Here is a 25,226-nt window from a genome sequence, read left to right on the forward strand (position 1 = left end):
TAACACTCAGCCGGCTATGAGTTTTTGTTAATATATTCAAGCTATATTTTTATATTACACTATGACGTGGTGTTAGAGTCAACGCTTTATAAAATAATTTACACACTCTTTAGTTTTCTTGTTTTTCAAGTTTAAGCAAAGAAAGCTCATGAGAAAAGAGGCTGTGTCAAAGTATTTTCATACTTTTGTCACAACCTCTTCTACTTTATTTATAGTAAATCTCACCATAACTATTTGAAGTGAGGTTTTAATTATATAATTAAACTTACTAAAATAAAAAGAATAAAATATAAATTAAAAATCAAAATTATCTGGATCTGGTCCTACTCTTAAATCTTGATTTAAGCTATCTATCTTATCAATATCAACCTTACTTAGATTAAAATCAAATACATCTATATTTTCAATTAACCTTCTCTCATTTGTAGATTTAGGAATAGTTACTACTTGACTTTGTAAATCCCAACGTAGCACTATCTGAGCTACTGTTTTATTGTACTTCTTAGCTATTTCTTTTAATATCTCATTTTCTAATAATCCATTACCTGCCATTAAAGGTGACCATGCTTCAACTTGAATATCATTTTCTCTGCAAAATTCTCTAACCTTTTTTTGACTTAAGTAGGGATGTAATTCTACTTGATTTATAACAGGTTTTATTTCAGCATCACCTAATAAATCTTGAAGATGATGAACTTGGAAATTACTTACTCCTATAGCTCTAACACGGCCTTCTTTATATAGATATTCTAATGCTTTCCAAGCTTCTTTATATTTTCCTTCTACTGGCCAATGAATAAGATATAAATCTAAATAATCAACACCTAATCTATTTAAGCTTGATTCATAAGCTGCTATAGTTGATTCATATCCTAAATCAACATTCCAAACCTTAGAAGTTATAAACAAATCTTTCCTTGAAATCCCTGCTTCATTTATACCTTCTTTTATTCCTTCTCCCATAGCTTCTTCATTTCCATATATAGCGGCACCATCAATGCTTCGATATCTATTTTTTATTGCCACTTTAACTGCATTTATTAATTCTGAACTATCCTCTACTCTAAAAACCCCAAGTCCTAATCTTGGCATTTCAATACTGTTGTTTAAAGTAATTGTACTATTCATATTATCTATCATATTAATTCTTATCCTTCCAAACCTTTAATTATTTTTTATTCATATATTTATCTTATGAAATTCATAAAATTCTTATTTTCTCTTTTTGGTGCTTCAATATTATCTTTCCCAAATTCGACAAGTTTCATTAGCCAGGCCATATTCTTACCTAATACTCTCATTATTTGCATTCCCTCACTATCTTGAAGAACCTCATTTTCTGTTCTACCATAAGCTACATTCCAATAATTTGATGTAGGCATTAACATTTCTGAATAATTAATATAATTATTCAATTGATCAAATACCGGAACTCCTCCTGATCTTCTAACTGCAACAACACTTGCGCCAACTTTATGTCTAAGCATACTGTCATTTACTGATGTTACAAGAAATGCACGGTCTAAGAATGATTTCATGGTTCCTGCAATAGCAGAATAATGAACTGGAGATCCTAATATAATCCCATCAGCCTCTTTCATCTTTACAATCCATTCATTAACCTCGTCCTTATCGATGACGCATTTTTCATTCTTATTTCTACTACATCCACCACAGGCTAAGCACCCACGTATAACCTTATTCCCAACGTGAATAATCTCAACCTCAATATTTTCTTTTTCTAATTCTTTTGCTACAATCTCTATTGATTTATACGTGTTACCATCTTTTTTAGGACTTCCATTAAAAGCAACTACCTTCATATTACATCTCCTTATATCTGTTTTTTTATCTCTCAACTTATGTTCTCATTATATAAATGCCTATAATACTTAACAAGTACGCACTTTTACGTTAGATGACTTACCTAAAGGTAAGATTTATTAGAATACCTTATTTACATAGGAAAATAATTTATTAATATAACAGCCAATATTCTTTATTTACATTAAAAATTCTAGTATAATATCTTATGTAAAAACATTTGAAAGTAGGTAATTTAATGATTTCTTTCAATAACAAAACTTATGTTTGTTTATTAGATTTTGCAATGGATTTTATACGTGGTAAATGGAAAGCTCTTTTATTATGTAATTTATATAATGAGCCCAAAAGATTTTTAGAGCTTCAAAAAGTTGTTAAAGGCATAAGCCAAAAAATTTTGAATGAAAATTTAAAAGAATTAGAAAATGATGGATTAATAGGTAAAGTAATCTATGCTGAAATTCCACCTAAAGTTGAGTATCATTTAACTGATAAAGGGAAAGAAATTACTAAGATCATTAAAGAATTTGAAGCTTGGTCTATTAAATATTACCCTGGTTTAGATGGCAGTTGTGAATAATATCTTCTTCATTGAATTCTCATTAAAACTTAAAAACTCCTATGTAATCACATTGTACATAGGAATTTTTCTTGTATTAAACTCTTATAAAATTATTGTTTTTTAGCTCCCCAAAAGTACAACTCCCCATTCTCATCTTTAGAAAAGGCATAACTCTCATCTATCCAAGTATGATGAAATTCTGTTTCTGATATCGGATACATAGGTATAATATATTCATCATCTATAACAAAAAACATCTTTTCTTTGTCTCTTCCTACAGTGAGTTTTTCATTATCACATTTATATACACCCATATATTTTTCATATACCTGGTAATCTAAATCATATTTTAATGGTCTACTTGGAAATTGATATTCCTCTTGAAATACTATAGCTGCAAGTATCTCTGCAATACGCCAAACTGCTGTAAATCCATAATTACTTAATACAATAATACTTACTTGTTCATTGATGTATCTGTCAAATCCAGTTATGAATCCCAATCCACCGCCGTCGTGACTTATCCTTTTGCGTCCGTACATTTTATCTATAAACCATCCATAGCCATAATCATTATCCTCAGTACCTCTTTCACCAGAATTTGCATATGGTAAAAATATAGTATCAAGTGTTTCCTCTGAAACAAGTCGTCCATTATATAAAGCTTGATCCCATATTAGCATGTCCTCGACTGTAGAGTAGATTTCCCCAGATCCAAAAGTTGTATCCATGTTTACATAATCAGTATGCATTAAATCATTATCATTTAGATAATACCCATTAGCTAGCCCTGGTACAATTGCTTTATTTTTTTCAATACCAGTATTATTCATATTTAACGGTTCAAAAATGTTCTTCTTTAAAAACTCATCATAGGTTACACCTGAAACCTTTTCAACAATACATCCAAGTAAATAGTATCCATAATTAGAGTAATTCCACATTTCTCCTGGCTCACAGAGAAGAGACTTATCCTTAAATACATTAAACATATCTTCATGTGTATGCTTAGACTTACTATACATTATTGGAAAGTTTTGTCCAAATAAATATTGAAGACCGGAAGTATGAGTTAAAAGGTGATGTATAGTTATTCTTTTGTCTAATTCTTTATATTCAGGAAAGAACTTATAAATTTTATCATTAACACTCAACAAGCCTTTTTCTTGTAACATCATCACTGCCATAGCAGTAAATTGCTTTGTTATAGAACAAATTCTAAATTTGGTTTTTGATGTATTTGGAATACTATGTTCTATAGATGCCTGTCCATATCCTTTTTTGATGATAGTCTCACCCTTTTCAGCTACTAATATCGAACCACTAAATGCCCACGTGTTACAGTATAATTCCATAAAATCATTTATTTTTGTTTTAAGTAAACTGTTCATTGGTACCCTCCTAATTTACATGCTTTATTTTCTAAGTTCTATTTAATCTAATTTTGGATCTCTGGAAATTAAATTACAATAGTAGAAAATATTTCTATATCATTTTTTACATAAAAGCTACTACCCATTGTAAGAGTAGTAGCTTTAACCTAAAAGTTTTCTTTCTTCCGAAACAGTGATTTCTAGTGGCTTATTGAATTTACTCAATGAACTTTTTACCACTTCATATGGTATGTTTGCTGAATCATTACTTTTCAATTCCTTTTCCACCTATATCCTATGCTAGTGCTATAAACAGTACTCACGTCAAGACTTTAGACCAAAGTCTACGTCATTTATGATACAGTTTACTTTTAATTATTCTAAATTTCATCATATATACTTTTACTATATCCCTCTCCTAATTGTAAACATTCTAATATAATAGCTCTATGTTTGCTATTTAAATGCTGAACTTTGACTTCTTCCTTTTGAACTTAGTGATATAGTATAATTTTACATTAAATAGGAATATTTATTATTATTTTAGAAATCATAATTAGCAATTTTATATTGAATATAGAATTACTACCTACATTGCTGAAGTGTTACTTCTAATAAAGCTTACTTCAGCCTTACCTGAATGTAGTTGCCATATATACCAGAAAGCATAAGGAATTATTATTATACCGTTAAATATTCCCCATCCATATAATATATCTGCATTAAACCAGGATGATGCATCCATTACAGCTGGGAATAAGTTAGGTAAACAAGCTCTAATTAGTACGTGAGCAGATAAGGTATATATACGAGCTGCTATATAAAGTTCAGGTTTTCTTTTAATAATTGGATATATTTCTGCTGCCAATAATATGCATATAGAGCTAGCAAAGTATTTACCAGTTTCACCATATACAAAGCATAAATTCCAAGTTGTATATAATAAATTCCAAGCTATAGTTGTATAAGCTATAAACATACTATTATCTTCAGCACTTAATTTAAAGAATTTTCGTCCATTTGGGAATGGAATAGTAAAACATAATAATAATCCACAAAGCGCATTGCCATAGTTTTTTAAAGTAACATCTTTTATGGTAGCTTCGGCAATATTTAAGAATAGTACCGCATAAATGAACCAAACTATCCAATCCTTTCTCATAAAGTCCCAAAACTTTCCTTCGTATTGTTCTTGATCAGCTACACGGAAAAATCCCCCTATTATAAGTGGCAATATAGCACTGAATGTTTTTGCCCAACGGAACCAACCATTTATACCTCCCATAAGCCAAAGTGGAAAAGTAAATAAAGAAGCAACCCAGAAGATAGCTGCAAACTTATGATGTTTCCTCATATATTCAATCATGAATAAAAGTAAAATAAAATAAGTTCCCATTGAAAATACATATTCCCAAATAGGAATATTCATATTATACACCTCCCCTTTTAAAGATTATAATAAATATTCCTTTATTTATATATTATTACATAATATAGTTAAACACAACTAATATTGGCTTTCAGTTTATGTTTTCTATTACAATCTAAATTAATAAATTAGTGATGATAAAAGATAAAAGTCTAATGTGATTATCACCTTAGACAAACTTAAAAGAGATACCGTCTTGAAGGTGGTGTCTCCTTTTAATTTATATACTAAATATCTGAATGCTACATTCTAAATCATAATGTCTTTCTTTTAATTCTATATATTTGATGCCTTGATTTTCATAAAATTTTGTCCAAAAATTCACTGCAGGCTTATTACTTGATATTTGCTCAATTCTATATTTACCTTTGTATGTATCTAGCAAAATTCTAATTGCAGCATTTCCTATACCTTTCTTTCTAAAGCCCTTTAATAGAAATAGCTCATGAACAACATAATCAATATCTCTTGGAGCATATTTCCCAGTATTAAAAAGAATGAAACCTGCCACTTCGCCTTGATATGTTATAAAATAAGAAGTTAAATCCTCTGATTTAAAATACATTTCTAACCCATCATATTCAAATTTTCCATCTTCATTAATTTTTAAATCATCTGCAAACTCTGATAAATCATGTAAGTATATACTTACCAAATTCTCCAACTTAGCCCTTGATTCTATATCTACTGGTTCTAATTTTACTTCATTTAAATTCATATTATAAATCCTCCTATTTTATAATATAATCGTAAAATAAATAGCATGCTAATTCTTATTTCAATTAGCATGCTGATTATAAATAGGACATTATATTTAACTTACAATGTCTACTTAAAATCAGATAAAGTTTCCTTATAAAACTCTCTAAGAAAATCATATCATGACTTTAAATAAACATTCAATTTCATAAACAGTTATGGCTTAATTATGAGCATAATCTCTTCTGCTCTCTTATAATACGTCTTATGCTCTGCTCTGATAAGTAATATATCTGTGCTAACTTTCTTATAGACATACCATCATTATTCTTTTGAAAAATTTCTATATTCCTATTTTTTAACATATCTTTTGTACCACTTTTTTCTCCCCAAGCCATCTGATTATCATTTTTCCTTGGTATATAAACAAATTCTCCATCAACATATTCTTGTATGGCTTTTATCATATTTAGTGGTAACACATTATTTGCTTTAATATATTTCAAATTCTTGCCCTCCTCTATTTTTATAGATTTGATGCAAAAACTACCAAAAATCAGCAATGTGTTACAAGAGCCTAAGTTAATCAACATTTATTTATAAGCAATTTTTTAAAATTAGGCTCCTGACAAAGCATTGCTTTTTTGTTTCATAGTAGCCTTTGCAGGAGCAAGTTTTAAAACTTATGAAAATCCTATTGATTTTCATAAACCCACCGCCTTTCCTATTTTAATTATACATTATCAGGTTTATATTAACAATATTGGTTAATCTTATAAATAGTTAACTTAAGTATCATGTCTTACATTGTAATTTTAAAAAATTCTACGTTACTTATAACACAGTTCCCCGTGACGAGTATAACATAGACTTTTTAGTTGTTATTAAAAATATATATAGGATTATGCTCATTTGATGTAATCCATTTTTTCTCTCCAAATCTTCTTATTTAACTTCCAATTACTAAAAGTATAATAAGCTATAAAATGAAAACTACTTATTTTTATTAATTTTTTATTGATTATTGGTTAAGATAACATCAGTATTAAATTTTTGGGATAAAGGAGGCGACTTATATGGATTTTTGGCTGGGCCAGGAAGTCCTTACCACTATTGAGTGGGCTTTGCGTGCTGTTATTGCTTTTTTCTTTTTAGTTGTTATTGCAAAAGTCTTAGGACAGCGTAGCATCTCCCAATTAAGACTCCTTGATTTTGTCATTGCTTTAGTAATTGGAAATATTATTGCCCATCCATTGTCTGACGAAAATCTTGGGTTAAAAGGGTCCGTCATTTCAACAATTGTATTAGTTGTTCTATATCTTGGTGGAGTATTTTGTGTTCTAAAATTTCCATTTATAAAAATACTTATTAATCATAAACCGATCACAATTGTCAAGGACGGAGAAATTATTTATGAAGGATTAAAAAAAGCAAGAATATCTCTTGATGTGTTATTAGAAGAATTACGTGAAGAAAAAGTAGAAGATATAAAAAAGGTAGCATTAGCAATTTGGGAAGCTGATGGAAAATTTTCTGTTTTTTTAGATCCAAAATATGAACCCATTACTCCTTCATTCTACCAAATGGAAACAGAAGCTTTTGATTTGCCTAAAACAATTATTAAGGACGGTAAAATTAATTACGAGGAGCTAAAGCAAACTAATAAAGATGAAGACTGGGTTGTTTCCAGTTTAGAAAAGTTATATCAAACTGATATAAAAAACGTTCTACTTGCCACCGTAGATAATAAATATAACCTAAAAATTTTTTTATATAAGTAATCCAAAGAGGCTTAAACATATCCATTAATATTACGGATTTGTTTAAGCCTCTTTTTTTCGAAAAACCTTCGTTACTTATGATACGTTTCACCATGACGGATATAACGTAGACTTTTTTAAGTTAACACTTAAAAGTTGGATATACCTATAGGGTTACCCTCATTAGTGTAAAACATATTGCTTTTTTATTGTATATTCACTATTGGAAGTCAAGTCCACATTAACTATTGATATATTTAACTTTTACCACAAGTTCTATTTTACGTACATCTCCATAATATCGTCATGTAAATAAACCACATCCTTACACAGCATATCTCCATTTAAAGCTGATGAAATAACATCTCCGTCAAGTTCTCTGTCAAAAACAGCTTCCAAAAAGTTTTTCACGTGACCAAAACTACAATATCATAAGGTAGAAGATACATGTTTGCTGGAAAAGCCATAAATCTAATTATTACTTTAAGGCAAGAAAACCAGAATTCACATAGTTATTACAATATATTGGAATTAGTGCTATACTTTAAAATACGGATTGTATATTATAGTTAAATATAAATATTGTTTATATAATGAGGGGGAAATTATATGAGAACAATTGTAGCCATTGGTGGTGGTGATTTACGCTTGGAGGAAACTATGATAATTGATAAATATATTGTTGAGTTATCTAGAACTCCAAATCCTAAACTCTTATTTATTCCAACAGCAAGTGGTGATTCACAAGGATATATTGATGTGATAAAAAAGGTATATGGTGAACAACTTGGTTGTGACATTGATACATTACTTCTTATAGGTAATGATATTAGTGAATATGAAATACAGGAAAAATTTCTATGGTCTAATATCATTTATGTAGGAGGTGGCGATACTGTTAAAATGATGGATATCTGGAGAGATAAGAAAATTGATAAATATTTAAAGAAAGCATATGAAAATAACATAATTCTCTCGGGGGTAAGTGCAGGTTCTATATGTTGGTTTACAAAAGGACATAGTGATAGTAATTTACATACTAACCCTGAGGGATGGTGGGATTATACTCAAGCAATAGGAATTGACTTAATACCATCAATTCATTGTCCTCATTATAATGAAAAAGGACATGAGGTGTTTGATGAAATAATGAAAACAGAAGTGCTTCCTGGTATTGCCATCGAAAATAATTGTGCAATTGTTATACAGGATGATACGTATAGAATTATCAAATCTGATAACAGTAGAAAGGCCTACTTATTAAAAAGTCACAATGGACTTGTAGATAAATATGAATTAAACAATTTTAATTTCTCACCAATATCTGAAATTTTATAAACTTATGTATAATTATAATTTTAGAGAATTTAAATTTAAGGAAGCTATCGAAGAGCTTCCTTAAATAAATATTACAATATCAACACTATACTAAAACGTAGCCATAAGTATAATCATCATCAATGCTATATACCTAAAACCTACATTATCCTAACTATTTTTCCCAATACCTTGGTTTAATTAATGAATCTGGCAATTTCGTATTGCTATCACCTTTTGCAGTATTTATTTGAGACTGCGTAAGAAATACACTGTTTTTAAGATTTGTTCCCCTTATATCAGTATCTCTCATATCTGCGCCTATTAAGTTTGCTCCGCTTAAATCATTTCCACTTAAATCTGCTGCTATAAGTAATGCACCTCTTAAGTCGGATCCTATAAGATTAGCTTTCTTAAGTTTTTTACCAATAAAATTCTTACCTCTGCTTAACTCCTTTTGATTTTTTAAATTAAAATTTTCCTTAACTAATTCACTAGCCTGTCTTAACGACACATTTACTTTCTCTCTATGGGATACTATGTCTAATTCTATTAAATCCTTAGGACTTAAATTAGTTATTTCCTCCGTTTCCCTAATAAGTAAATCAATTTTTTCTTTAATGCTATAAGCAGACTCTAGCATAGAAGCTTCTGTAAGATACCATAACATTTCATGTAATTGTCTCATAACTAAAAATACATCAAACATCTCTTTTGCTAATTGGGAAGAATTTCTCCAATTTTCACCTTTATATGTTATTTGAGCTACCTTTTGACCAGCTCCAAAACAATCATATGCAGTGCACCCTTTAAGCCCTTGTTGTCTAAGATTATTGTGAACTAAGCAAGTAAAATCTGATTTTAAATTTATACATGGCTTTCCTGCCACCTTATCTGTTGGAAACCCTTCAGATGCTGAAAAATATAGTGCAACACAACAAAATCCAAAACACTTCTCACAATTAATTCTAAAATTTTTAAATCTTTCTTTATTATATGCATAACTATTTGTAGTCATTATATTTATTCTCCTACCATTATATAATATCTTCATTAAATTATACTCGCATAAATATAATTATTCAATTAAAGAACGTAGACCTATTCTTTTAAAAATCTATTTTCTTTAACCTCATTTATTTATAGTGCAGTTCACCGTAACTACTGCAAATTCCTATAATATTTTAGATATCTATCACTTTTATTTTCATTACAAATACTTATTGCCTTCTCTTTATTAAGTGGAAGTATAAATACTTTTTAGTTGACAATATTATAATAAACAACTTTTTTAACATGAAAGTCGATAGTTTGAAAGGAGAATACCATGGAAAATCAAAATAACAAAGGAAGTAACCAGATAAAAAGTGCAAAAGAGAAACAACTAGATGAATTTAAAATGGATAACCAAGGAAAAAATCTTACCACAAATCAAGGTGTTACAATGTCACAAGACGAGTTTTCATTAAAGGCAGGGTATAGAGGCCCAACTTTAATGGAAGATTTCCATTTCAGAGAAAAAATGACTCATTTTGACCATGAGAGGATTCCTGAAAGAGTTGTGCATGCACGAGGCACAGGAGTACACGGAGAATTTCAACTATATGAATCAATGAAAGAATATACTAAAGCAGGATTTCTACAAGATCCTTCTGTAAAAACCCCTATATTTGTAAGATTTTCTACTGTAGCTGGATTTAGAGGATCTGCAGATACAGTTAGGGATATAAGAGGTTTTGCACTAAAGTTTTATACTCAAGAAGGTAATTATGATATAGTTGCAAATAACATTCCTGTTTTCTTTATTCAAGATGCAATTAAATTTCCCGATTTTGTTCATGCAGTAAAGCCTGAGCCAGATACGGAGGTTCCTCAAGCCTCTAGTGCTCATGATACATTTTGGGACTTTGTCGCAAATAATCAGGAATCTGCTCATACCGTTATGTGGGTTATGTCTGATAGAGCAATTCCGAAAAGTTACCGTATGATGGAAGGCTTTGGCGTACATACCTTTAGATTTATTAATGAAAGTGGTAAATCTACTTTCTTTAAAGTCCATTTTAAACCTGTGCTTGGAGTTCATTCTTTAGTTTGGGATGAAACTCAAAAAATAGCTGGTAAGGATGCAGATTTTAATAGGAAAGACTTGCAAGAAGCTATCAATACAGGAAATTATCCAGAATTTGAAGTAGGGGTACAATTATTACCACAAGATAAAGAATTTAGCTTAGATTTTGACATATTGGATCCTACAAAACTTTGGCCTGAAGAGGATGTTCCTGTAAAGATTATAGGAAAAATCACCTTAAATAAAAATGTAGATAATTTCTTTGCAGAAGTTGAACAAGTGGCCTTTCATCCAGGTCATTTAGTTCCAGGAATTGATTTTACAAATGATCCACTATTGCAAGGTAGATTATTCTCATATACAGATACTCAACTTATAAGGCTAGGTGGACCTAACTTCCATGAGATTCCTATAAATAGGTCTGTATCGCCCGTTCATAATAATCAAAGAGATGGTCATTCAAGGCAGACAATAAATACTACTAATGTGAGCTACCATAATAATTCATTATCTAACAACACACCAAAAACCGTAAGTGAAGATGAAGGTGGCTTTGCTAATTACCAAGAAAAAGTAGAAGGAAATATAGTCCGCTCACGAAGTAAAAGTTTTGAAGATCATTTTTCTCAAGCAGCAATGTTTTACAATAGCATGAGTAGTGTGGAGAAAAAGCATATTATTGATGCATTTAAATTTGAACTTTCTAAGGTAAACAATAAAGACATTAGGCAACAAGTAATTGATATGTTTGCCAATGTCAATATTGACATGATGACTCAAGTGGCACAATATCTCGGAGCTAACATTCCAAAAGGTGAAGCCTCAAAATATAACAAAATATCACCAGCACTTAGTCAAGAAAATACTATTAAAAAATCAGATACATTGAAAGTTGGAGTAATATTATCAGAAGGATATAATGTAGATGATTTTAACACTATGATGAAAGCTTTAAGCGATGCAAAAACTATGCCAGAAATAATAGGTTCTAACTTAAGCCCAATAAAAGGTTCTAATGGCACAAATCAGCTGCCTAAACATTCCTTGTTATCTGCAGATCCTGTATTGTTTGATGCTATCTGTGTTCTTGGCTCAGACAATGTTGCCCCTGACTTCAAAATGCGTGGAAAGATATTTATCGAAGAAGCCTATAGGCATTTTAAGCCAATTTTAGTTTCACAGTCAATGACTAAGCTGTTAAAACCAGAGATGAAAGATCAGCCTGGAGTTACAGTTGGGGATTCTAAAGATAAGTTTACAAATAAATTCATAACTGATATTTCAGCACACAGACATTGGGATAGAAATATTACTATATGATGGATATTTTATTAAAAGTCTAACGCACTAAAAGAATTACAAGATTTAGATTCCATTGTATTAGAGAATTTTTTGTGTCCATATGCACTTTCTTATGAAAATAACAAAAGAGATGGTAGAACTTAATAATACAAAGTTTTACTATCTTTTTTACACTCAATATGTGGAGGAACTTTAACAATTAAATTACTCATAATGATGCTAAATGGACTAAATTAGACCATCTAGATAATCTTAATCGGGTGCCTTCTGATATATTAGTTATTAATAAAATTAAAGTACTATAAATTTAAACACCCTATATATACCTAAACCTAAACAAGTAAAAGGATGCAGTTTAGAATTACTACATCCTTTTACTTATTTAACGGCAATTATTAAAGATCGTTGTATATCTCCATATTATCTATACATTCTTGAACAAGTCTATCTATGTCGAGTATACTTTCAGAATTTCTTATTAAGTCTACTTTAGGTTTTATTTTGGGATGCTTTGGTACAAATATTGTACAGCAGTCTTCATAAGGAAGTATAGAAGTCTCATAGGTTCCGATGTCTCTAGATATATCCATGATATCTATTTTATCCATGGCGATGAGAGGTCTAAACACTGGTCTATCTGCCACGTCATTGCTTACCATGAGTCCCTCCATAGTTTGACTTGCTACCTGTCCTATACTTTCCCCAGTGGTTACGGAGTTTATATTATATTTTTCCGCCACAGCACATGCAACTCTCATCATAAATTTTCTCATTATTATAGTAAGCTCATTTTCAGGGCATTTTTCTATTATATCCATTTGAATATCAGTGAAAGGTGCCACGTAAAGATTGATTTTCCCAGTGTAGCCCTTTAGTAGTCTTGCTAAGTCCTTTACCTTTTCTTTAGCTCTTTCACTAGTGTAAGGATGGCTATGGAAATAAATAGCGTTTAATTCTACTCCACGTCTTGCCATCATATATCCGGCAACAGGAGAATCTATACCGCCAGAAAGCATAAGCATAGTACTACCATTCGTACCGTAAGGCATTCCTCCAACAGCTTTTACCCTTTTAGAAAATACATAAGCCCTTTTTCTTACTTCCACATTTATTATTCTTTGTGGTTTATGAACATCTACCGTTAATCCCTCTACAGCGTTTAAGACTACAGAACCAATTTCACGACTCATCTCCATAGAATTTAAAGGGAAGGCTTTGTTTGCTCGATTACTTTCAACTTTGAAGGTAGTTTCTCCAAAATCTTCAGCTTCCACAACCGCTTGAGCACTGATAGCTTCCATGGTAGGTTCTACTTCCGTAACTAAACAAACTTCAGAAACGCCAAAAACTCTTTTTACTTTTGACATTACCTCCTCCAAATCTTCACTATAGAGGAACCACCTTCCTTGATCGCTTATAAATTCATAGCTGCAGCCCTTAAGTACCGAATCTATATTTTTCATGAGCTTTTTTTCAAATATTTTTCTATTTAGCCCCTTTAAAAAAATTTCCGATGCATATTTAATAAGTAATAGTTTTCTCATATTATTTTCTCCTTAAAAATTTAAAACTTTTTTCTAGTATTTCTATAGTGTAATCTACTTCTTCTTTTGTATTAAACTCATTAAAGCTAAACCTTATGGTTCCCTTTGTTTCCTGGGTATTGAGGCCTATAGCTTTAAGCACATGGCTATCTCCTTGTTTCTTTGCGGAACAGGCAGAACCGGTTGATACATATATTCCCTTTTCCTCTAAAAGATGCAGTAGTACTTCGCCTCTTACACCTATAAAGGAGACACTTAAAATATAAGGACTGAAACAATCCTCACTAGGACTGTTTATCACTATATCTTTTATATCTCTAAGTCTTTCTATAAAGTATTCTTTAAGCACACTTACCTTTGAAAAATTGAGTTGAACATTGTTATATATTATTTCTGAAGCCTTTATAAGACCCACAATACCAGGTAAATTTTCTGTACCGGATCTAAGGTTTTTCTCTTGTCCACCACCACTTATTAGAGTCTTGGGGGTAAATCCTTTTTTTATGTAAGAAAAACCAATTCCTCTAGGGCCATGAATTTTATGCCCACTGACGGATAACAAATCTATTTTAGCTTTTTTTACATCTATTTTAAACTTTCCATAGCTTTGGACCGCATCTACATGGAACTTAACTCTAGGACTTTTTTCCTTTATTAATGTTCCTATAGCTTCTATATCCTGAACAACTCCCAACTCATTATTAACATGAATTATGCTCACCAATCGAGTGTCACTATTTATGCTATTTTTTAGATCTTCTAGAGATATACGTCCCTTGTTATCAACCTTTAAATAAGTGACCTTAGTCCCTGCTGACTCCAATTCCCTAAATGTATTCAGTACGCTAGGATGTTCAATTTCACTAGTTATTATGTGCGCACCTACCTCAGTAAAACCTTTTACTAAAAAATTATTGCTTTCACTTCCACCAGAAGTAAATATTATTTCATCCCTGGTACAATTAATAGTATTAGCTACTTTGTCTCTTGATTCATTAAGAGCTATTTCTGCCTTAAGTCCTAAACCATGAGCGGATGAAGGATTTCCAAAATTATTTTTCATTGTATATGCCACAGCATCTATTACCTCATCATAAGGCTCAGTGGTGGCACTGTTATCAAAATACACTTGCATAAAACCACTCCTAATCTATTATTCTACTTATTATATCAAATAATTCCTCCACCGCAACAAACTTTTGAAAAAAGTGTGGTAGAGCATTGATTCTCGCACATTAAATAGTTAGAGAAAAGACTACCATAATTTTAAAAAGCAAAAAACTGTAATAAGATTACATCTTATTACAGTCTAAAAATAATGTGTATTTTCATAATAGATAGTTTAGATATCTCTCCTATTGAAAAATATTTTTCCACAACAAACTTCTCTGTAATGTCAGCCATATGAGTTATAACTTACATATATGCCATTGTTATATTATAATTTTGAAATCCAAATTTCAGCATCTACAATATTCTTAAATGTTCTGAAATTATTTCCTTTGTTAGCTTCCATAATCATTTCTTTAAATCGCTCATTAAGCTTTTCTTCATCTTCAATAATAACAGCAACTTTTACATTGTAGTTTATAAATTTTTGCAATGCCATGCCTGCGAGTCCAGTTTTAAGATTAAAGAAATCTTCAGATAATACATTAGAATGCAGTATTATTGTATAAACGTCATTTTCCATACATTTAGATATGTAATCCAGTACATCTTCCTCTGAAGAAAGTTTCCTCAAATCAGAAGCAAATTCAATATATTTATTGTCATTTTTATTTACTACTCTGTAATTCAAAGTATTCACTCTCCTTATAAATCCTTTTGTTCCACAAGCATAGAAATTGAACTTAGCATACCTTCAATAAAGCTTACATTTCCCCATAACAAGATCCTTAGTCTGTTTACTTTTTCATCATATTTCATATTAATTGTTGATTTTTCCATTTTGGAATCTTTACAATTCATCAGTGCTATAAGAGTATTTGATATTCTAAAATATTCTTCTTTATCTACATCATTAATATCCACAACAGTAGATACATTTACCTTTTGCTTCATAGTATCTTTCACTTCTTCATTAGTATAAAAATCAATACTTGACTCTTGACTCTCCTTTTTATCATTAATACTAACATTATTTTTTTCCATAAAAACACTTAAATCATGATCTGAAATTCTCCATTGCTTTCCAACTTTATTTGCTCCAAGCTTACCTTCTGTTATAAATTTTCTTATAGTCTTGTGATGCATACCTAATATTTCTGCGATTTTATCTATTGTATAAAATTGATTCTCCATAGAAGTCTACCCTTTCAAAATTAGTTTATGATTAAATTATAATAGTTCTCTTTACACTTGTAAAGTATTTTGTTGTATTTTATTTAACTTTATTGTATTTTGTTTCTACTTGTTTAACTTTTTATTTTATTTACATATTGTAAAATACCTATTTACTTATAAAATTTTTAACTTTTGATGACTCTATCAACTATTTGAGCACGAAACAAAAACCCTTGGCATTACTTCCGAGGATTTTATTAATGTATTTTATCAACTATTATTTTGAAATCGGCAACTGTTTTTTTCTATATTCATATGGTGAAATACAATAAAAAGTTACAAATGCACGTGAAAAAAATTCCTGGGATGAATAATTCAGGTACTTTGAGGTTGTGGCAATAGGTTTAAGAATAATAGCCATCAGTTTAGTAAACTGATGGCTATCATAATAATGAAATATTTGTTATTTATATAAAATATGATCAGTCATTAAATAGTTGAATTTATATCCAACCCATTCACTAACATTAATTGCATGTTTGTTTTCAGGATGATGACATACAATCACCTTATCAAAATTAACAGTCTCGAATAATCTCTTATACATAGATGCATAAAGCCATTTTCCTAAATTCCTTCCCCTATAGGATCTTTTAACTCCAATCATAAATTGGTAAGGAAAACTAGGGTCGTTATTATTGACAGATACATTTGATTTAGCAATCATTTCATTATTTGAGTTAAAAATCATATAACAATTATGAGTTATATTTCTTTTCTTATTAGATTCATTAATTTGCCTTTGCTTTTCAGGATTTATAATAAACTGTACATAACCCTCTTCCATAACATCCGGCATATCTTTCATAGTTTCTGTAAACAAATCGCAATATTGCTTGATATAATCCTCTGATATGATATCAGTATATTTAATAGAAAAATCTGAATTTTTCACTTCCAATTCTTTCATGGATTTATTAAGCATGTCTATATCAATGTCTTCTCTTTTTAAAGTGTAATAATTAGCCCTTAAGCTTACTTTATTATTGTATTGATGTATTAATTCATTTAATTCATAATTATATGTAGCCACTACAATTTCACCATGTTGATCTAGTTTCTCTTGAACCAATTGATTTATAGCCTTAAGCATAACTTCATCAATTGGTAAATCGCATAAAATGATATTTAATTTATATTGTTCATTTCCATTACAGTCAGCAGCCTTACCACAATTAATCATTCCACAAATTAAAGAATTCTTTTCAAGTACAAATAGCTCATTATCAATTCCATTAAAAGATGATAAATATAAAGCTTTATAGTCATCACTGCTTTTATACGGTTCTAAAAAATTATATTTTTTTGTTATATTCTTATTGATTAAATATAAGTTTTCAACTTCATCTGCTGTCAAATTATTGGAGTTAATTTTATAAATTTTATACATCACCTCTGCACCTCCACGTTTTGGGACTTTACCAATATATAACATTCTAGCATACTTATTTGAGGTGAACAACACATTTTGTAAATCAAATTTACTAGTATAAGTAACTAGTAAGGCTAACATATCTCATCAAAAAAAACTCCACTTGTAAGTAACTATTTAAGTCATTACAGGCAGGGGATTTTTACTGGTGGATGTGACGGGGTTACATTTAAAATCCACTAAGTTTTTAAAGCATGCAATTTATTCTATTGCTGTCCAAATATCTAATGCAAGTGATTGAATATCCATGTTAGTATGCTTTCTATATAACTTCAAACGATTAGTACAATCTGCTCTCCATAATAAAGCACTTCCAGCAGCTTCAAGTAAAGAAAGTGCAATAAACTTAGCTTCACAGCAGCCTTCAGCCCATACTATATCAACAATTTGTAATATTATTTCTGGATTCCAGTATCCTTTGTCCTCTTTTAAATTCTTTGCGATGTCCCTATAGGCATTGTTTATAAGGTAAGATTGATTTCTAACACAATTTGCAATGCTTTTTATATACTGAACGGATTCATATATATTATTCCAATCGATTGAAGCTATATAAAATTTGATTACAACATATTTTAATGTTTCATCTGAAACGAGGGTATCAATAATTTTCATATACAAATCTGTAAGCTTTAAGCGGGTAAGATTTGGTAAAGATATTAGTTTATCTGCTAGTTTCATTAAGCGCTGTCTATGAGGCAAATCTCTTTGGCTATTAGCATTCCAGTTATCAACTATACTAACCCTAGATAAATTCTTGAAAACACCTATTACAAACTCATTAACCTTATTATCGCGGCATGTTTCCACTAAAGTATTCATTCCAGCATTCCATCTATTGCAATCTTCAAGATCAGTAATAGCCTTTGCTGCAGAGTCTGCAATTATTTCTTCATTTACATTTGTCCAACGCCTCATGGAGTTAAAAGCTTCTCGCCCAACTTCTGCATCTATATGCTTTGCAATCTTAATTATTAATTCTAAATATGGGGCTCTACATTCTTCTGGTAGTTCATCTGGGTTCTGGTACAATAAACTTTTTACAGCCTCACTTTTGGATGAAGAAGCTATAGTATTTAAAATATTCCACCCGCGTTCATCATCTAAAAATTCTCTCACCGCATGTCCTATTGCAATTATTACGTCCTTATGCAAATTCGCTTCTTCAAATTCATTCACCAGTAGTAAAATGCTATCACTTGATTTATAAGCTCCCAGTAACCTAATAACCTCTTTTCTAACAGTGATTTTAAGCTTGTCTCTATTTAAAAGTTCCTTAAGCATTAGGATTAGAAGAGCTGGATTCACTTTACGAACACATCTAGGTATAGAGTACATTGCTACACGTGCCCTGTCTCCATCTAGATTCTCCAAGAGAATTGAAAGTGCTTTTTCCGCATCTTCCATAAGCGATAATGCATGAAGTGCAGCTTCTACTATAGCTACTTCATTATCCTTTAAAAGCTCTATCACTTTACTTGAAGAGAAATCAGGCATTCCTGCAATTATTCTTATAGCGCTAGAACGTTCCCAAAGGCTGCACTTTGAATCAGAGGCAATTTTCTCAAGCATAATACCTAAAGAATTTTGCTGACGTGGCAGCCACCTATTAAACCCATTATCAGCTGGTACAACATAAATTGTTTTACCAGTTAAAAACTTACCTTTGATAACATTACCAGAAATAAACGGTTCTAACCATTCCTGACGTCTATAGTGTAAATGAAAAAACACTTCATTTATTGTAATAAAGGATTTATCCAAAATTAGTAATTCTTTAACTCTTTCATCACGTGTTTTTTTATTTGCAAGCCAATATGTTACTGCTAGCTCTGCTGTATTATCTGGTTTAGCAGTTATCGCTTCTTTTAACAACTCTTGAAGTTTTATTATGTTATGGCCCCTTTTTCCTAATGAAGCTGCTACATCAATTGTAAATCTATAATTTTCTATTTTATTTGCTTCAACAAGTAATGGATAGAGCTCTTGAAACAATATCTTTTCTGCACCTCTTGGTAAATTTTCCTGAAGTGATGGTAATGCAAGTTGTCCTGTCTTCTTTACCAGCTTTATAATTGTACTTATAGAAAATTTAAAAATCTCCCTTTGAGGATTTAATGCATTATATCTCATAATATTAAAAGCCAATTCTTGTGTTGCATACATTGTCCCATATGAAGTATCTCTAGCTTCAGTAACACTATCAACGAGCAAAGTGAGTTCTTTAATATGCTCATCAGTAAAAACAGATGGAGGACAATTTGAAAGCTCTTTGAACACCGCATTTCGCACGGGATCTTGATCATTTTTAATACGGCCTAAAAATACCAAAGTCTCATATGCTCCATGTCTTGATAATGCAGTACTCTTAATAAGCTTCACAAGTGCACTTGCACGCTCCTCTGCACTTGATGCTTGCGCTGCTTTTTGAAGCATTTCCCTTGAATTATCAATATGGCGACATGCAGTAATCGTAATTTTCTTTTCTTTACTATCATAAATTCCACGAAGTCCAAGCATTCTAGCAGCCTCTCTATCACGCAATTTATTTGGTAACTCATACAATAGGGTTTCTGAAAAAATTCTTTCTTTTCGTTTATCTTCTTCATACACAGCTTGAAAAATCTCTTCTCGATTCGAAGGTGACATATGATGAAGTAGTTTTGCTATATGGGAATGATTATCCGCTAGTAATTTTGCTAATTCAATCCATTGGTCTTGGGACAGGTATTTTTTTCTTTTCAAAATACCATCTGGTATTCCATATGAAATAAGTTCCTTTCTTGATTCATTTCCTGTAAGTAACATATAAACCTTCTGAGGATTTCTACGAACTAAATTACCAAGTTGTTCTTTTAGTACTGAGTATATTACATTCATTGGTCCTAAATTTATTGCACAATCCAAAATGAAATCTGCTTTTGACATACACAAAGTTTCTATTGCAGATGAAAATCTATACCAAACATAAATCCTTTTCCCAAATGGTGCTTTTTCTAAAGTTGCCTTAAGATACTCTAAAACTATATCAGGATGACGATGTGCCAAATTGCGCCAATTCATTATTGCATATCCAATATCTGCAATCCACTTGCTGACAGTTTCTTTAGAGCATGCTGGCAATAAAATAGCCGCTTCTTTCGCTCCCCATTTCGAATACACAAAAGGTAGTAACTTCTCTGATACACTTTGGCGATTTATGATTGAAATATTATGTAGTAATTTTCTGCGGCAATCATAAGATAAATTTATTATCTCACCTTCAATATCACTATCTGAAGCTACTTTTGCTAAAAGCCCCGCTGCCTTATTTCTAACTCTATATGAAGGGTGTTTTAATGCTGACAAGATAATATTGGAATTCTTGGTTACACTAGCACCAATTAGCGCAAGACTTGCTTCATAAGCACCATCTTCTAATAATGAAGAAAGTAATTTTGAATACTGCCTCGATTCATAGTTATCACGGCCTAATAAAGCCATTTTATTTACTCTTTCTAAATATCCTAATGAATCTAATTCTTTAATCAAATTCTTTTTATTCATAACATCGTTGCTAAAAACCATAATTTCTCCCCCAAATTGTTTAGTCAATTTACATTACTACAATTATAATCCAATCCATTAAATACTTGCAAATTAAAATAGCCCACTAAAATCTAAATTTTAGTGGGTTTGATGGTGGATGTGATGTTATATTTATTATTTCCTTATTCCTTTAAATGCTTCTGTTTGTGATTTTATACCTTTTTCTGCTGCAAATCTTTCAATACTTGAAGCACCAAAGAAACCGTCAATTCCTTCTGTTTTTTCTATTACATATGCAGCATCTTCTGGCTCTGCAATAGGTCCTCCATGACAAATTACCATAACATCAGGATTAACTTCTCTTCCAGCTTTAATAATAGATTCAATTCTCTCTACACAGTCATCAAGTGTAAGTGCTGTTTGTGCTCCTATTGTACCTTTTGTAGTTAATCCCATGTGTGCAACTAATATGTCAGCACCAGCTTCTGCCATTGCTCTTGCTTGGTCAGGGTCAAATACATAAGGAGTTGTAAGCATATCCAGTTCATGCGCTTTTCTTATCATTTCAACTTCTAAATCATAACCCATTCCAGTCTCTTCTAGGTTCTGTCTAAATACACCATCAATTAATCCTACTGTAGGGAAGTTTTGAACCCCTGCAAAACCTTGTGCTTTTAATTGCTTAAGAAAAATCTCCATTACTCTGAATGGGTCAGTTCCACAAACACCAGCAAGAACTGGAGTATTTTTTACAACTGGAAGTACTTCTGCTCCCATTTCAACTACAATCTGATTAGCATCTCCATAGGATAGTAATCCTGCGAGAGAACCTCTTCCTGCCATTCTGTATCTGCCTGAATTATAAACTATAAGCATATCTGCTCCACCAGCTTCACTGAATTTTGCCGTAATACCTGTACCAGCTCCTACACCTAATAATGTTTGCCCATTTTTAACCTGCTCTTTAAACTTTGCCATAATTTCACTTCTGGTCATTGTATTCATCAATAAATCCTCCCTCTATAATTTAAATTTATTAATTTACTATTTTTTCATCATATCTATTAATTTTTGTGCTGCAGCTTCTGCAAACTCCACATCGTTAATAGCACAATCCATTTCTACTACTTCCACAATATTTCTGTTTACACCATTTTTTAATATATTAAATAATACCTCATCCTCTTCTGGACCGTAAAAAGGCTGACCTTCTACATCAATAGCAGATACTCCTTTTAGAGGTATGAATAAAGCTGTTTTTTCTTTAGCTATATTTAATTTTTCAACCAGTCTCATACCAATTGCTTCATTTTCCTCTTTATTTGTTCTCATAAGTGTTACTGAAGGATTATGTTTATATAAGTTACGTGTCATAAACTTCTCAGGAACTGTTTCATATGGCCCAAAATTACACATATCAATGGCACCTACTGATACAACCTGTGGTATTTGATTTTTACCTGCTGCCTCTAAACGATGAGGTCCTGCATTTAAAACACCACCAATAACTTCATCTGCCCATTCTGTGGTAGTAAGGTCTAATACGCCTTCAATAAAGCCTCCATCGATAAGTGCTTCCATTGAACGTCCCCCTATACCCGTTGCATGAAATACAAGAACTTCATAACCTCTCTTTTCAAGGTATTCCCTTGCAGCTGTTATACATGGGGTTGTTACACCGAACATAGTTGCAGCAACTAATGGCTTTTTATCTATAACTTTTGTATTTTCAAACTTAAGCATACCTGCAATTGCAAATACTGCATTTGTAAAAATCTTTGTTGAAATGGAGTTAAGACCTGCAACATCCACCACAGAAGGCATCATAATAATATCGCTGGTACCTACATAAGGTTCAGTATTGCCTGAAGCAACCGTTGAGACCATAACCTTTGGCACACCTATAGGCAATGCCCTCATAGCTGGAGTTACCAATGAAGTTCCTCCAGTTCCACCAAAAGATATAATACCATCAAACTTACCCTCTTCATACAATTCAGGTAATAACTTTTCCATACCCTTTGATAATACTTCTGTTGCTAATGCCCTATCTTTTTTAGAAGCTAGAGTTTCTATGTCTGAGCCTGCTGCTTTTGCAACTTCATTGTTTGATACATCTGGTTCAAAAACTGGCTCAAATACACCGGTATGAATGGTAAAAGTACATAAACCCAAACCTTCAATTAGTTCTTTTACGTATAAATATTCAGTGCCTTTAGTGTCAAATGTTCCTGCAATAGCGATTGTCTTCATTTCTTTGACCTCCCTACATAAATTTAATTTTATCTAGTCTGTATAATGCTAGATAAATGACTAAAATAACGTTTTTATAAAAGTATGATATTTACAAGTTAATTATATTAATCATACTTTTTTCGCGCCTTCATGTAAACGCTATTATGTACTATGTTTTTGTGTTTATGTCATATTTCTAAATTTATATTGTTTCGGCGAACATCCCTTATACTTTTTAAACATTTTACTAAACTGCACATAATCTTTATAACCAACTAATGATGCTAAGTCTGATAACTGGATATTCTCTTTATTTATAATTTCTGCTGCTCTATTTATACGGAATTTAACTAGATACTCTGGAAAACTACAGCCAACTTCTTTTTTAAACAAACTGCTTAAGTAACCCCTTGATACATGAGCTACTTTGGCTAAGTCTAGAAATGAAACATCATTCATATAATTTTGAGCAACGTACTCCTTTACAAATTCAACATAATTATAATGCTTTGTAATACCATATAACATTTTAATCATTAAATCATCCTCATCTAACTGAGTTGAAACTTTAAAAGCTTTTGTTATGTTTGTAATAGACTTTTCCGATGGAATTCTTTCGAATGTTGATCCCCCTATATATCCCATTAAGTCTTCAATATTACTATACATGTACTGAACATCGATTGGTGTTTTTACAGGTCCACCATATATTAATTTAATTACCTCTGGCTTTAACTCATTACATCTATTAAATATCTTTTCCGCTTTAGCCTTTGCAGCTTCCAGTGAGAAAACTTTTTTTGCGCCTAACAATCCTCCTCCTGTTAGACCTAAATGTACGCAAATGACGTCAGCTCCTGCAATAATCATCTGCTCCGCTTGTATTTCATTAAATACAAAGGCAACTGTAAACATGTCTTTTTCATGGGCTATTCTTATTGCTTCTACTTCAATTAAATAATTACATCCTTCTTCTTCAAGAGCTTCACCGAACTGACTGTCTATAAGTCCAACTGTAGGATAGTTATTAATACCTGAAAAGCCCATATCCTTTATTTTATCTATGTAACTTTCCATATTCTTTAGAGGGTCCGTTGCATTGATTCCAAATATAATAGGCATATCTTTTACTAATGGTATTATTTCTTTTGAAGCAAAGTCCATTACCATATCATTGCTATTACAGAATGGCAAATAACCTGCCAATGAACTTCTCCCCATTTGCCGAAATCTCCCCGAATTTAGCACTAAAATGAAATCAGCTCCTCCCTTTTCAGCGTATTTTGCTGTCATTCCCGTACCTGTTGCTACACCAACAATATGATTTCCATTTTTTATTTCTGTATTGATATTCTCTAATAACTTTTTTCTTTTCATACTTTCGAACCTCTTATTTTTTCATCATTTATAATTTTCAATAGTCAGATACTTAATATTATATAAATATAACATTCTAAACATGATATACCAAATCATTATGTTTTACTATCTTCAATTATCTATTGATATTTCAATCTATTTCTTATTCCTTAAGAGCTATCCCTCTCTTATATTCTATATAAATTTTAAAATGTTCTATATGAAATATCCTGTAGGCATTGGATATCCTCTCTAACTTTGGAATCAGCTTCAACTCTTCATAAAGGCGTACCGTATTTGAATGAACTCCCATTATTTTTGCAATCTCAGAAGTTCTATGAATTTCTATATGTACCTATTCAGTTACTAATATTAATTGTGAAATATATACATAAAAATAACAACATTCTTTTAAAAAATAATTATATTTATTCCAGTTTTTAATTAC

22 protein-coding genes are annotated in these 25,226 nt (G+C 31.0%); 4 read left to right on the forward strand and 18 right to left on the reverse strand.

Going from position 1 to position 25,226, the window contains the following annotated elements; all coding sequences use genetic code 11:
• Positions 1-294: 294 nt before the first annotated feature.
• Positions 295-1,140 (reverse strand): aldo/keto reductase, encoded by an 846-nt coding sequence (locus tag ABDZ93_RS18265; RefSeq protein WP_343827946.1) that lies wholly within the window; start codon positions 1,138-1,140, stop codon positions 295-297.
• A 47-nt stretch (positions 1,141-1,187) separates the two neighbouring features.
• Positions 1,188-1,823, reverse strand: a complete 636-nt coding sequence (locus ABDZ93_RS18270; protein ID WP_343827947.1) for a flavodoxin family protein — start codon at positions 1,821-1,823, stop codon at positions 1,188-1,190.
• Positions 1,824-2,062: 239 nt separating this feature from the next.
• Here ABDZ93_RS18270 and ABDZ93_RS18275 point away from each other — a divergent pair, with 239 nt between their 5' ends.
• On the forward strand, positions 2,063-2,404 hold the full coding sequence (locus ABDZ93_RS18275; protein WP_343827948.1) for a winged helix-turn-helix transcriptional regulator: 342 nt from the start codon (positions 2,063-2,065) through the stop codon (positions 2,402-2,404).
• A gap of 92 nt (positions 2,405-2,496) precedes the next feature.
• Here ABDZ93_RS18275 and ABDZ93_RS18280 read toward each other — a convergent pair whose 3' ends face one another.
• The 4 genes from ABDZ93_RS18280 to ABDZ93_RS18295 all read right to left on the reverse strand — a co-directional run bounded on the left by ABDZ93_RS18280 (position 2,497) and on the right by ABDZ93_RS18295 (position 6,393).
• Positions 2,497-3,777 (reverse strand): serine hydrolase domain-containing protein, encoded by a 1,281-nt coding sequence (locus tag ABDZ93_RS18280; protein WP_343827949.1) that lies wholly within the window; start codon positions 3,775-3,777, stop codon positions 2,497-2,499.
• A 571-nt stretch (positions 3,778-4,348) separates the two neighbouring features.
• Positions 4,349-5,188, reverse strand: a complete 840-nt coding sequence (locus ABDZ93_RS18285; RefSeq protein ID WP_343827950.1) for a hypothetical protein — start codon at positions 5,186-5,188, stop codon at positions 4,349-4,351.
• A 220-nt stretch (positions 5,189-5,408) separates the two neighbouring features.
• The gene (locus ABDZ93_RS18290) at positions 5,409-5,906 is read right to left on the reverse strand and encodes a GNAT family N-acetyltransferase (protein WP_343827951.1); all 498 of its coding nucleotides are present in this window, start codon (positions 5,904-5,906) and stop codon (positions 5,409-5,411) included.
• A gap of 208 nt (positions 5,907-6,114) precedes the next feature.
• Positions 6,115-6,393: a CD3324 family protein gene (locus ABDZ93_RS18295; protein ID WP_343827952.1), complete on the reverse strand. Its 279-nt coding sequence runs from the start codon at positions 6,391-6,393 to the stop codon at positions 6,115-6,117.
• Positions 6,394-6,963: 570 nt separating this feature from the next.
• Here ABDZ93_RS18295 and ABDZ93_RS18300 point away from each other — a divergent pair.
• Entirely contained in the window at positions 6,964-7,668 is a 705-nt protein-coding gene (locus tag ABDZ93_RS18300; protein ID WP_343827953.1) for a DUF421 domain-containing protein, read from the forward strand.
• 255 nt (positions 7,669-7,923) lie between these two features.
• Here the strand turns inward: ABDZ93_RS18300 and ABDZ93_RS18305 are convergent, their stop codons facing one another.
• On the reverse strand, positions 7,924-8,058 hold the full coding sequence (locus tag ABDZ93_RS18305; protein WP_343827954.1) for a hypothetical protein: 135 nt from the start codon (positions 8,056-8,058) through the stop codon (positions 7,924-7,926).
• A 198-nt stretch (positions 8,059-8,256) separates the two neighbouring features.
• Here ABDZ93_RS18305 and ABDZ93_RS18310 point away from each other — a divergent pair, with 198 nt between their 5' ends.
• Positions 8,257-8,985, forward strand: a complete 729-nt coding sequence (locus ABDZ93_RS18310) for a Type 1 glutamine amidotransferase-like domain-containing protein (RefSeq protein ID WP_343827955.1) — start codon at positions 8,257-8,259, stop codon at positions 8,983-8,985.
• Between the two features lie 154 nt (positions 8,986-9,139).
• On the opposite strand, the gene ABDZ93_RS18315 is transcribed toward ABDZ93_RS18310, so the two are convergent.
• Positions 9,140-9,982: a pentapeptide repeat-containing protein gene (locus ABDZ93_RS18315; RefSeq protein ID WP_343827956.1), complete on the reverse strand. Its 843-nt coding sequence runs from the start codon at positions 9,980-9,982 to the stop codon at positions 9,140-9,142.
• 309 nt (positions 9,983-10,291) lie between these two features.
• Between ABDZ93_RS18315 and ABDZ93_RS18320 the strand changes: the two genes are divergently transcribed.
• Positions 10,292-12,352, forward strand: coding sequence for a catalase (locus tag ABDZ93_RS18320; RefSeq protein ID WP_343827957.1), 2,061 nt, complete (start codon positions 10,292-10,294; stop codon positions 12,350-12,352).
• 377 nt (positions 12,353-12,729) lie between these two features.
• On the opposite strand, the gene thiI is transcribed toward ABDZ93_RS18320, so the two are convergent.
• The 10 genes from thiI to ABDZ93_RS18370 form a co-directional block, all read right to left on the reverse strand.
• Positions 12,730-13,878, reverse strand: a complete 1,149-nt coding sequence (thiI, locus tag ABDZ93_RS18325) for a tRNA uracil 4-sulfurtransferase ThiI (RefSeq protein ID WP_343827958.1) — start codon at positions 13,876-13,878, stop codon at positions 12,730-12,732.
• A 1-nt stretch (position 13,879) separates the two neighbouring features.
• Positions 13,880-15,013 carry a cysteine desulfurase family protein gene (locus tag ABDZ93_RS18330; protein ID WP_343827959.1) on the reverse strand — a complete coding sequence of 378 codons (1,134 nt, stop codon included), beginning with the start codon at positions 15,011-15,013 and terminating at the stop codon, positions 13,880-13,882.
• A 303-nt stretch (positions 15,014-15,316) separates the two neighbouring features.
• Positions 15,317-15,679 carry a DUF4180 domain-containing protein gene (locus tag ABDZ93_RS18335; protein WP_343827960.1) on the reverse strand — a complete coding sequence of 121 codons (363 nt, stop codon included), beginning with the start codon at positions 15,677-15,679 and terminating at the stop codon, positions 15,317-15,319.
• 14 nt (positions 15,680-15,693) lie between these two features.
• Positions 15,694-16,182 (reverse strand): helix-turn-helix domain-containing protein, encoded by a 489-nt coding sequence (locus ABDZ93_RS18340; protein WP_343827961.1) that lies wholly within the window; start codon positions 16,180-16,182, stop codon positions 15,694-15,696.
• Positions 16,183-16,627: 445 nt separating this feature from the next.
• The gene (locus ABDZ93_RS18345; RefSeq protein ID WP_343828147.1) at positions 16,628-17,614 is read right to left on the reverse strand and encodes a GNAT family N-acetyltransferase; all 987 of its coding nucleotides are present in this window, start codon (positions 17,612-17,614) and stop codon (positions 16,628-16,630) included.
• Positions 17,615-17,857: 243 nt separating this feature from the next.
• Entirely contained in the window at positions 17,858-21,223 is a 3,366-nt protein-coding gene (locus ABDZ93_RS18350; protein WP_343827962.1) for a HEAT repeat domain-containing protein, read from the reverse strand.
• 135 nt (positions 21,224-21,358) lie between these two features.
• Complete coding sequence (locus ABDZ93_RS18355; protein WP_343827963.1) at positions 21,359-22,189, reverse strand: phosphoenolpyruvate hydrolase family protein; 831 nt, start codon at positions 22,187-22,189, stop codon at positions 21,359-21,361.
• A gap of 39 nt (positions 22,190-22,228) precedes the next feature.
• A complete protein-coding gene (locus tag ABDZ93_RS18360) occupies positions 22,229-23,437 on the reverse strand; it encodes a Tm-1-like ATP-binding domain-containing protein (RefSeq protein WP_343827964.1) in 1,209 nt (402 codons plus the stop codon).
• A 165-nt stretch (positions 23,438-23,602) separates the two neighbouring features.
• Positions 23,603-24,796 carry a phosphoenolpyruvate hydrolase family protein gene (locus ABDZ93_RS18365; protein ID WP_343827965.1) on the reverse strand — a complete coding sequence of 398 codons (1,194 nt, stop codon included), beginning with the start codon at positions 24,794-24,796 and terminating at the stop codon, positions 23,603-23,605.
• A gap of 145 nt (positions 24,797-24,941) precedes the next feature.
• On the reverse strand, positions 24,942-25,127 hold the full coding sequence (locus ABDZ93_RS18370) for a MerR family DNA-binding transcriptional regulator (RefSeq protein WP_425544806.1): 186 nt from the start codon (positions 25,125-25,127) through the stop codon (positions 24,942-24,944).
• Positions 25,128-25,226 lie beyond the last annotated feature (99 nt).

This window comes from Clostridium subterminale (assembly GCF_039521425.1).
Taxonomy (GTDB): domain Bacteria; phylum Bacillota; class Clostridia; order Clostridiales; family Clostridiaceae; genus Clostridium_J; species Clostridium_J subterminale.

Excerpts from the sequence above, each read along its gene's own strand:
- ABDZ93_RS18270 (WP_343827947.1), bottom strand. The coding sequence starts at position 1,823 with ATGAAGGTAGTTGCTTTTAATGGAAGTCCTAAAAAAGATGGTAACACG.
- ABDZ93_RS18275 (WP_343827948.1), top strand. The coding sequence starts at position 2,063 with ATGATTTCTTTCAATAACAAAACTTATGTTTGTTTATTAGATTTTGCA.
- ABDZ93_RS18310 (WP_343827955.1), top strand. The coding sequence starts at position 8,257 with ATGAGAACAATTGTAGCCATTGGTGGTGGTGATTTACGCTTGGAGGAA.
- ABDZ93_RS18345 (WP_343828147.1), bottom strand. The coding sequence starts at position 17,614 with ATGTATAAAATTTATAAAATTAACTCCAATAATTTGACAGCAGATGAA.
- ABDZ93_RS18330 (WP_343827959.1), bottom strand. The coding sequence starts at position 15,013 with ATGCAAGTGTATTTTGATAACAGTGCCACCACTGAGCCTTATGATGAG.
- ABDZ93_RS18355 (WP_343827963.1), bottom strand. The coding sequence starts at position 22,189 with ATGAATACAATGACCAGAAGTGAAATTATGGCAAAGTTTAAAGAGCAG.
- ABDZ93_RS18365 (WP_343827965.1), bottom strand. The coding sequence starts at position 24,796 with ATGAAAAGAAAAAAGTTATTAGAGAATATCAATACAGAAATAAAAAAT.
- ABDZ93_RS18285 (WP_343827950.1), bottom strand. The coding sequence starts at position 5,188 with ATGAATATTCCTATTTGGGAATATGTATTTTCAATGGGAACTTATTTT.
- ABDZ93_RS18280 (WP_343827949.1), bottom strand. The coding sequence starts at position 3,777 with ATGAACAGTTTACTTAAAACAAAAATAAATGATTTTATGGAATTATAC.
- ABDZ93_RS18320 (WP_343827957.1), top strand. The coding sequence starts at position 10,292 with ATGGAAAATCAAAATAACAAAGGAAGTAACCAGATAAAAAGTGCAAAA.
- ABDZ93_RS18265 (WP_343827946.1), bottom strand. The coding sequence starts at position 1,140 with ATGATAGATAATATGAATAGTACAATTACTTTAAACAACAGTATTGAA.
- ABDZ93_RS18300 (WP_343827953.1), top strand. The coding sequence starts at position 6,964 with ATGGATTTTTGGCTGGGCCAGGAAGTCCTTACCACTATTGAGTGGGCT.
- thiI (WP_343827958.1), bottom strand. The coding sequence starts at position 13,878 with ATGAGAAAACTATTACTTATTAAATATGCATCGGAAATTTTTTTAAAG.
- ABDZ93_RS18340 (WP_343827961.1), bottom strand. The coding sequence starts at position 16,182 with ATGGAGAATCAATTTTATACAATAGATAAAATCGCAGAAATATTAGGT.
- ABDZ93_RS18290 (WP_343827951.1), bottom strand. The coding sequence starts at position 5,906 with ATGAATTTAAATGAAGTAAAATTAGAACCAGTAGATATAGAATCAAGG.
- ABDZ93_RS18315 (WP_343827956.1), bottom strand. The coding sequence starts at position 9,982 with ATGACTACAAATAGTTATGCATATAATAAAGAAAGATTTAAAAATTTT.
- ABDZ93_RS18350 (WP_343827962.1), bottom strand. The coding sequence starts at position 21,223 with ATGGTTTTTAGCAACGATGTTATGAATAAAAAGAATTTGATTAAAGAA.
- ABDZ93_RS18360 (WP_343827964.1), bottom strand. The coding sequence starts at position 23,437 with ATGAAGACAATCGCTATTGCAGGAACATTTGACACTAAAGGCACTGAA.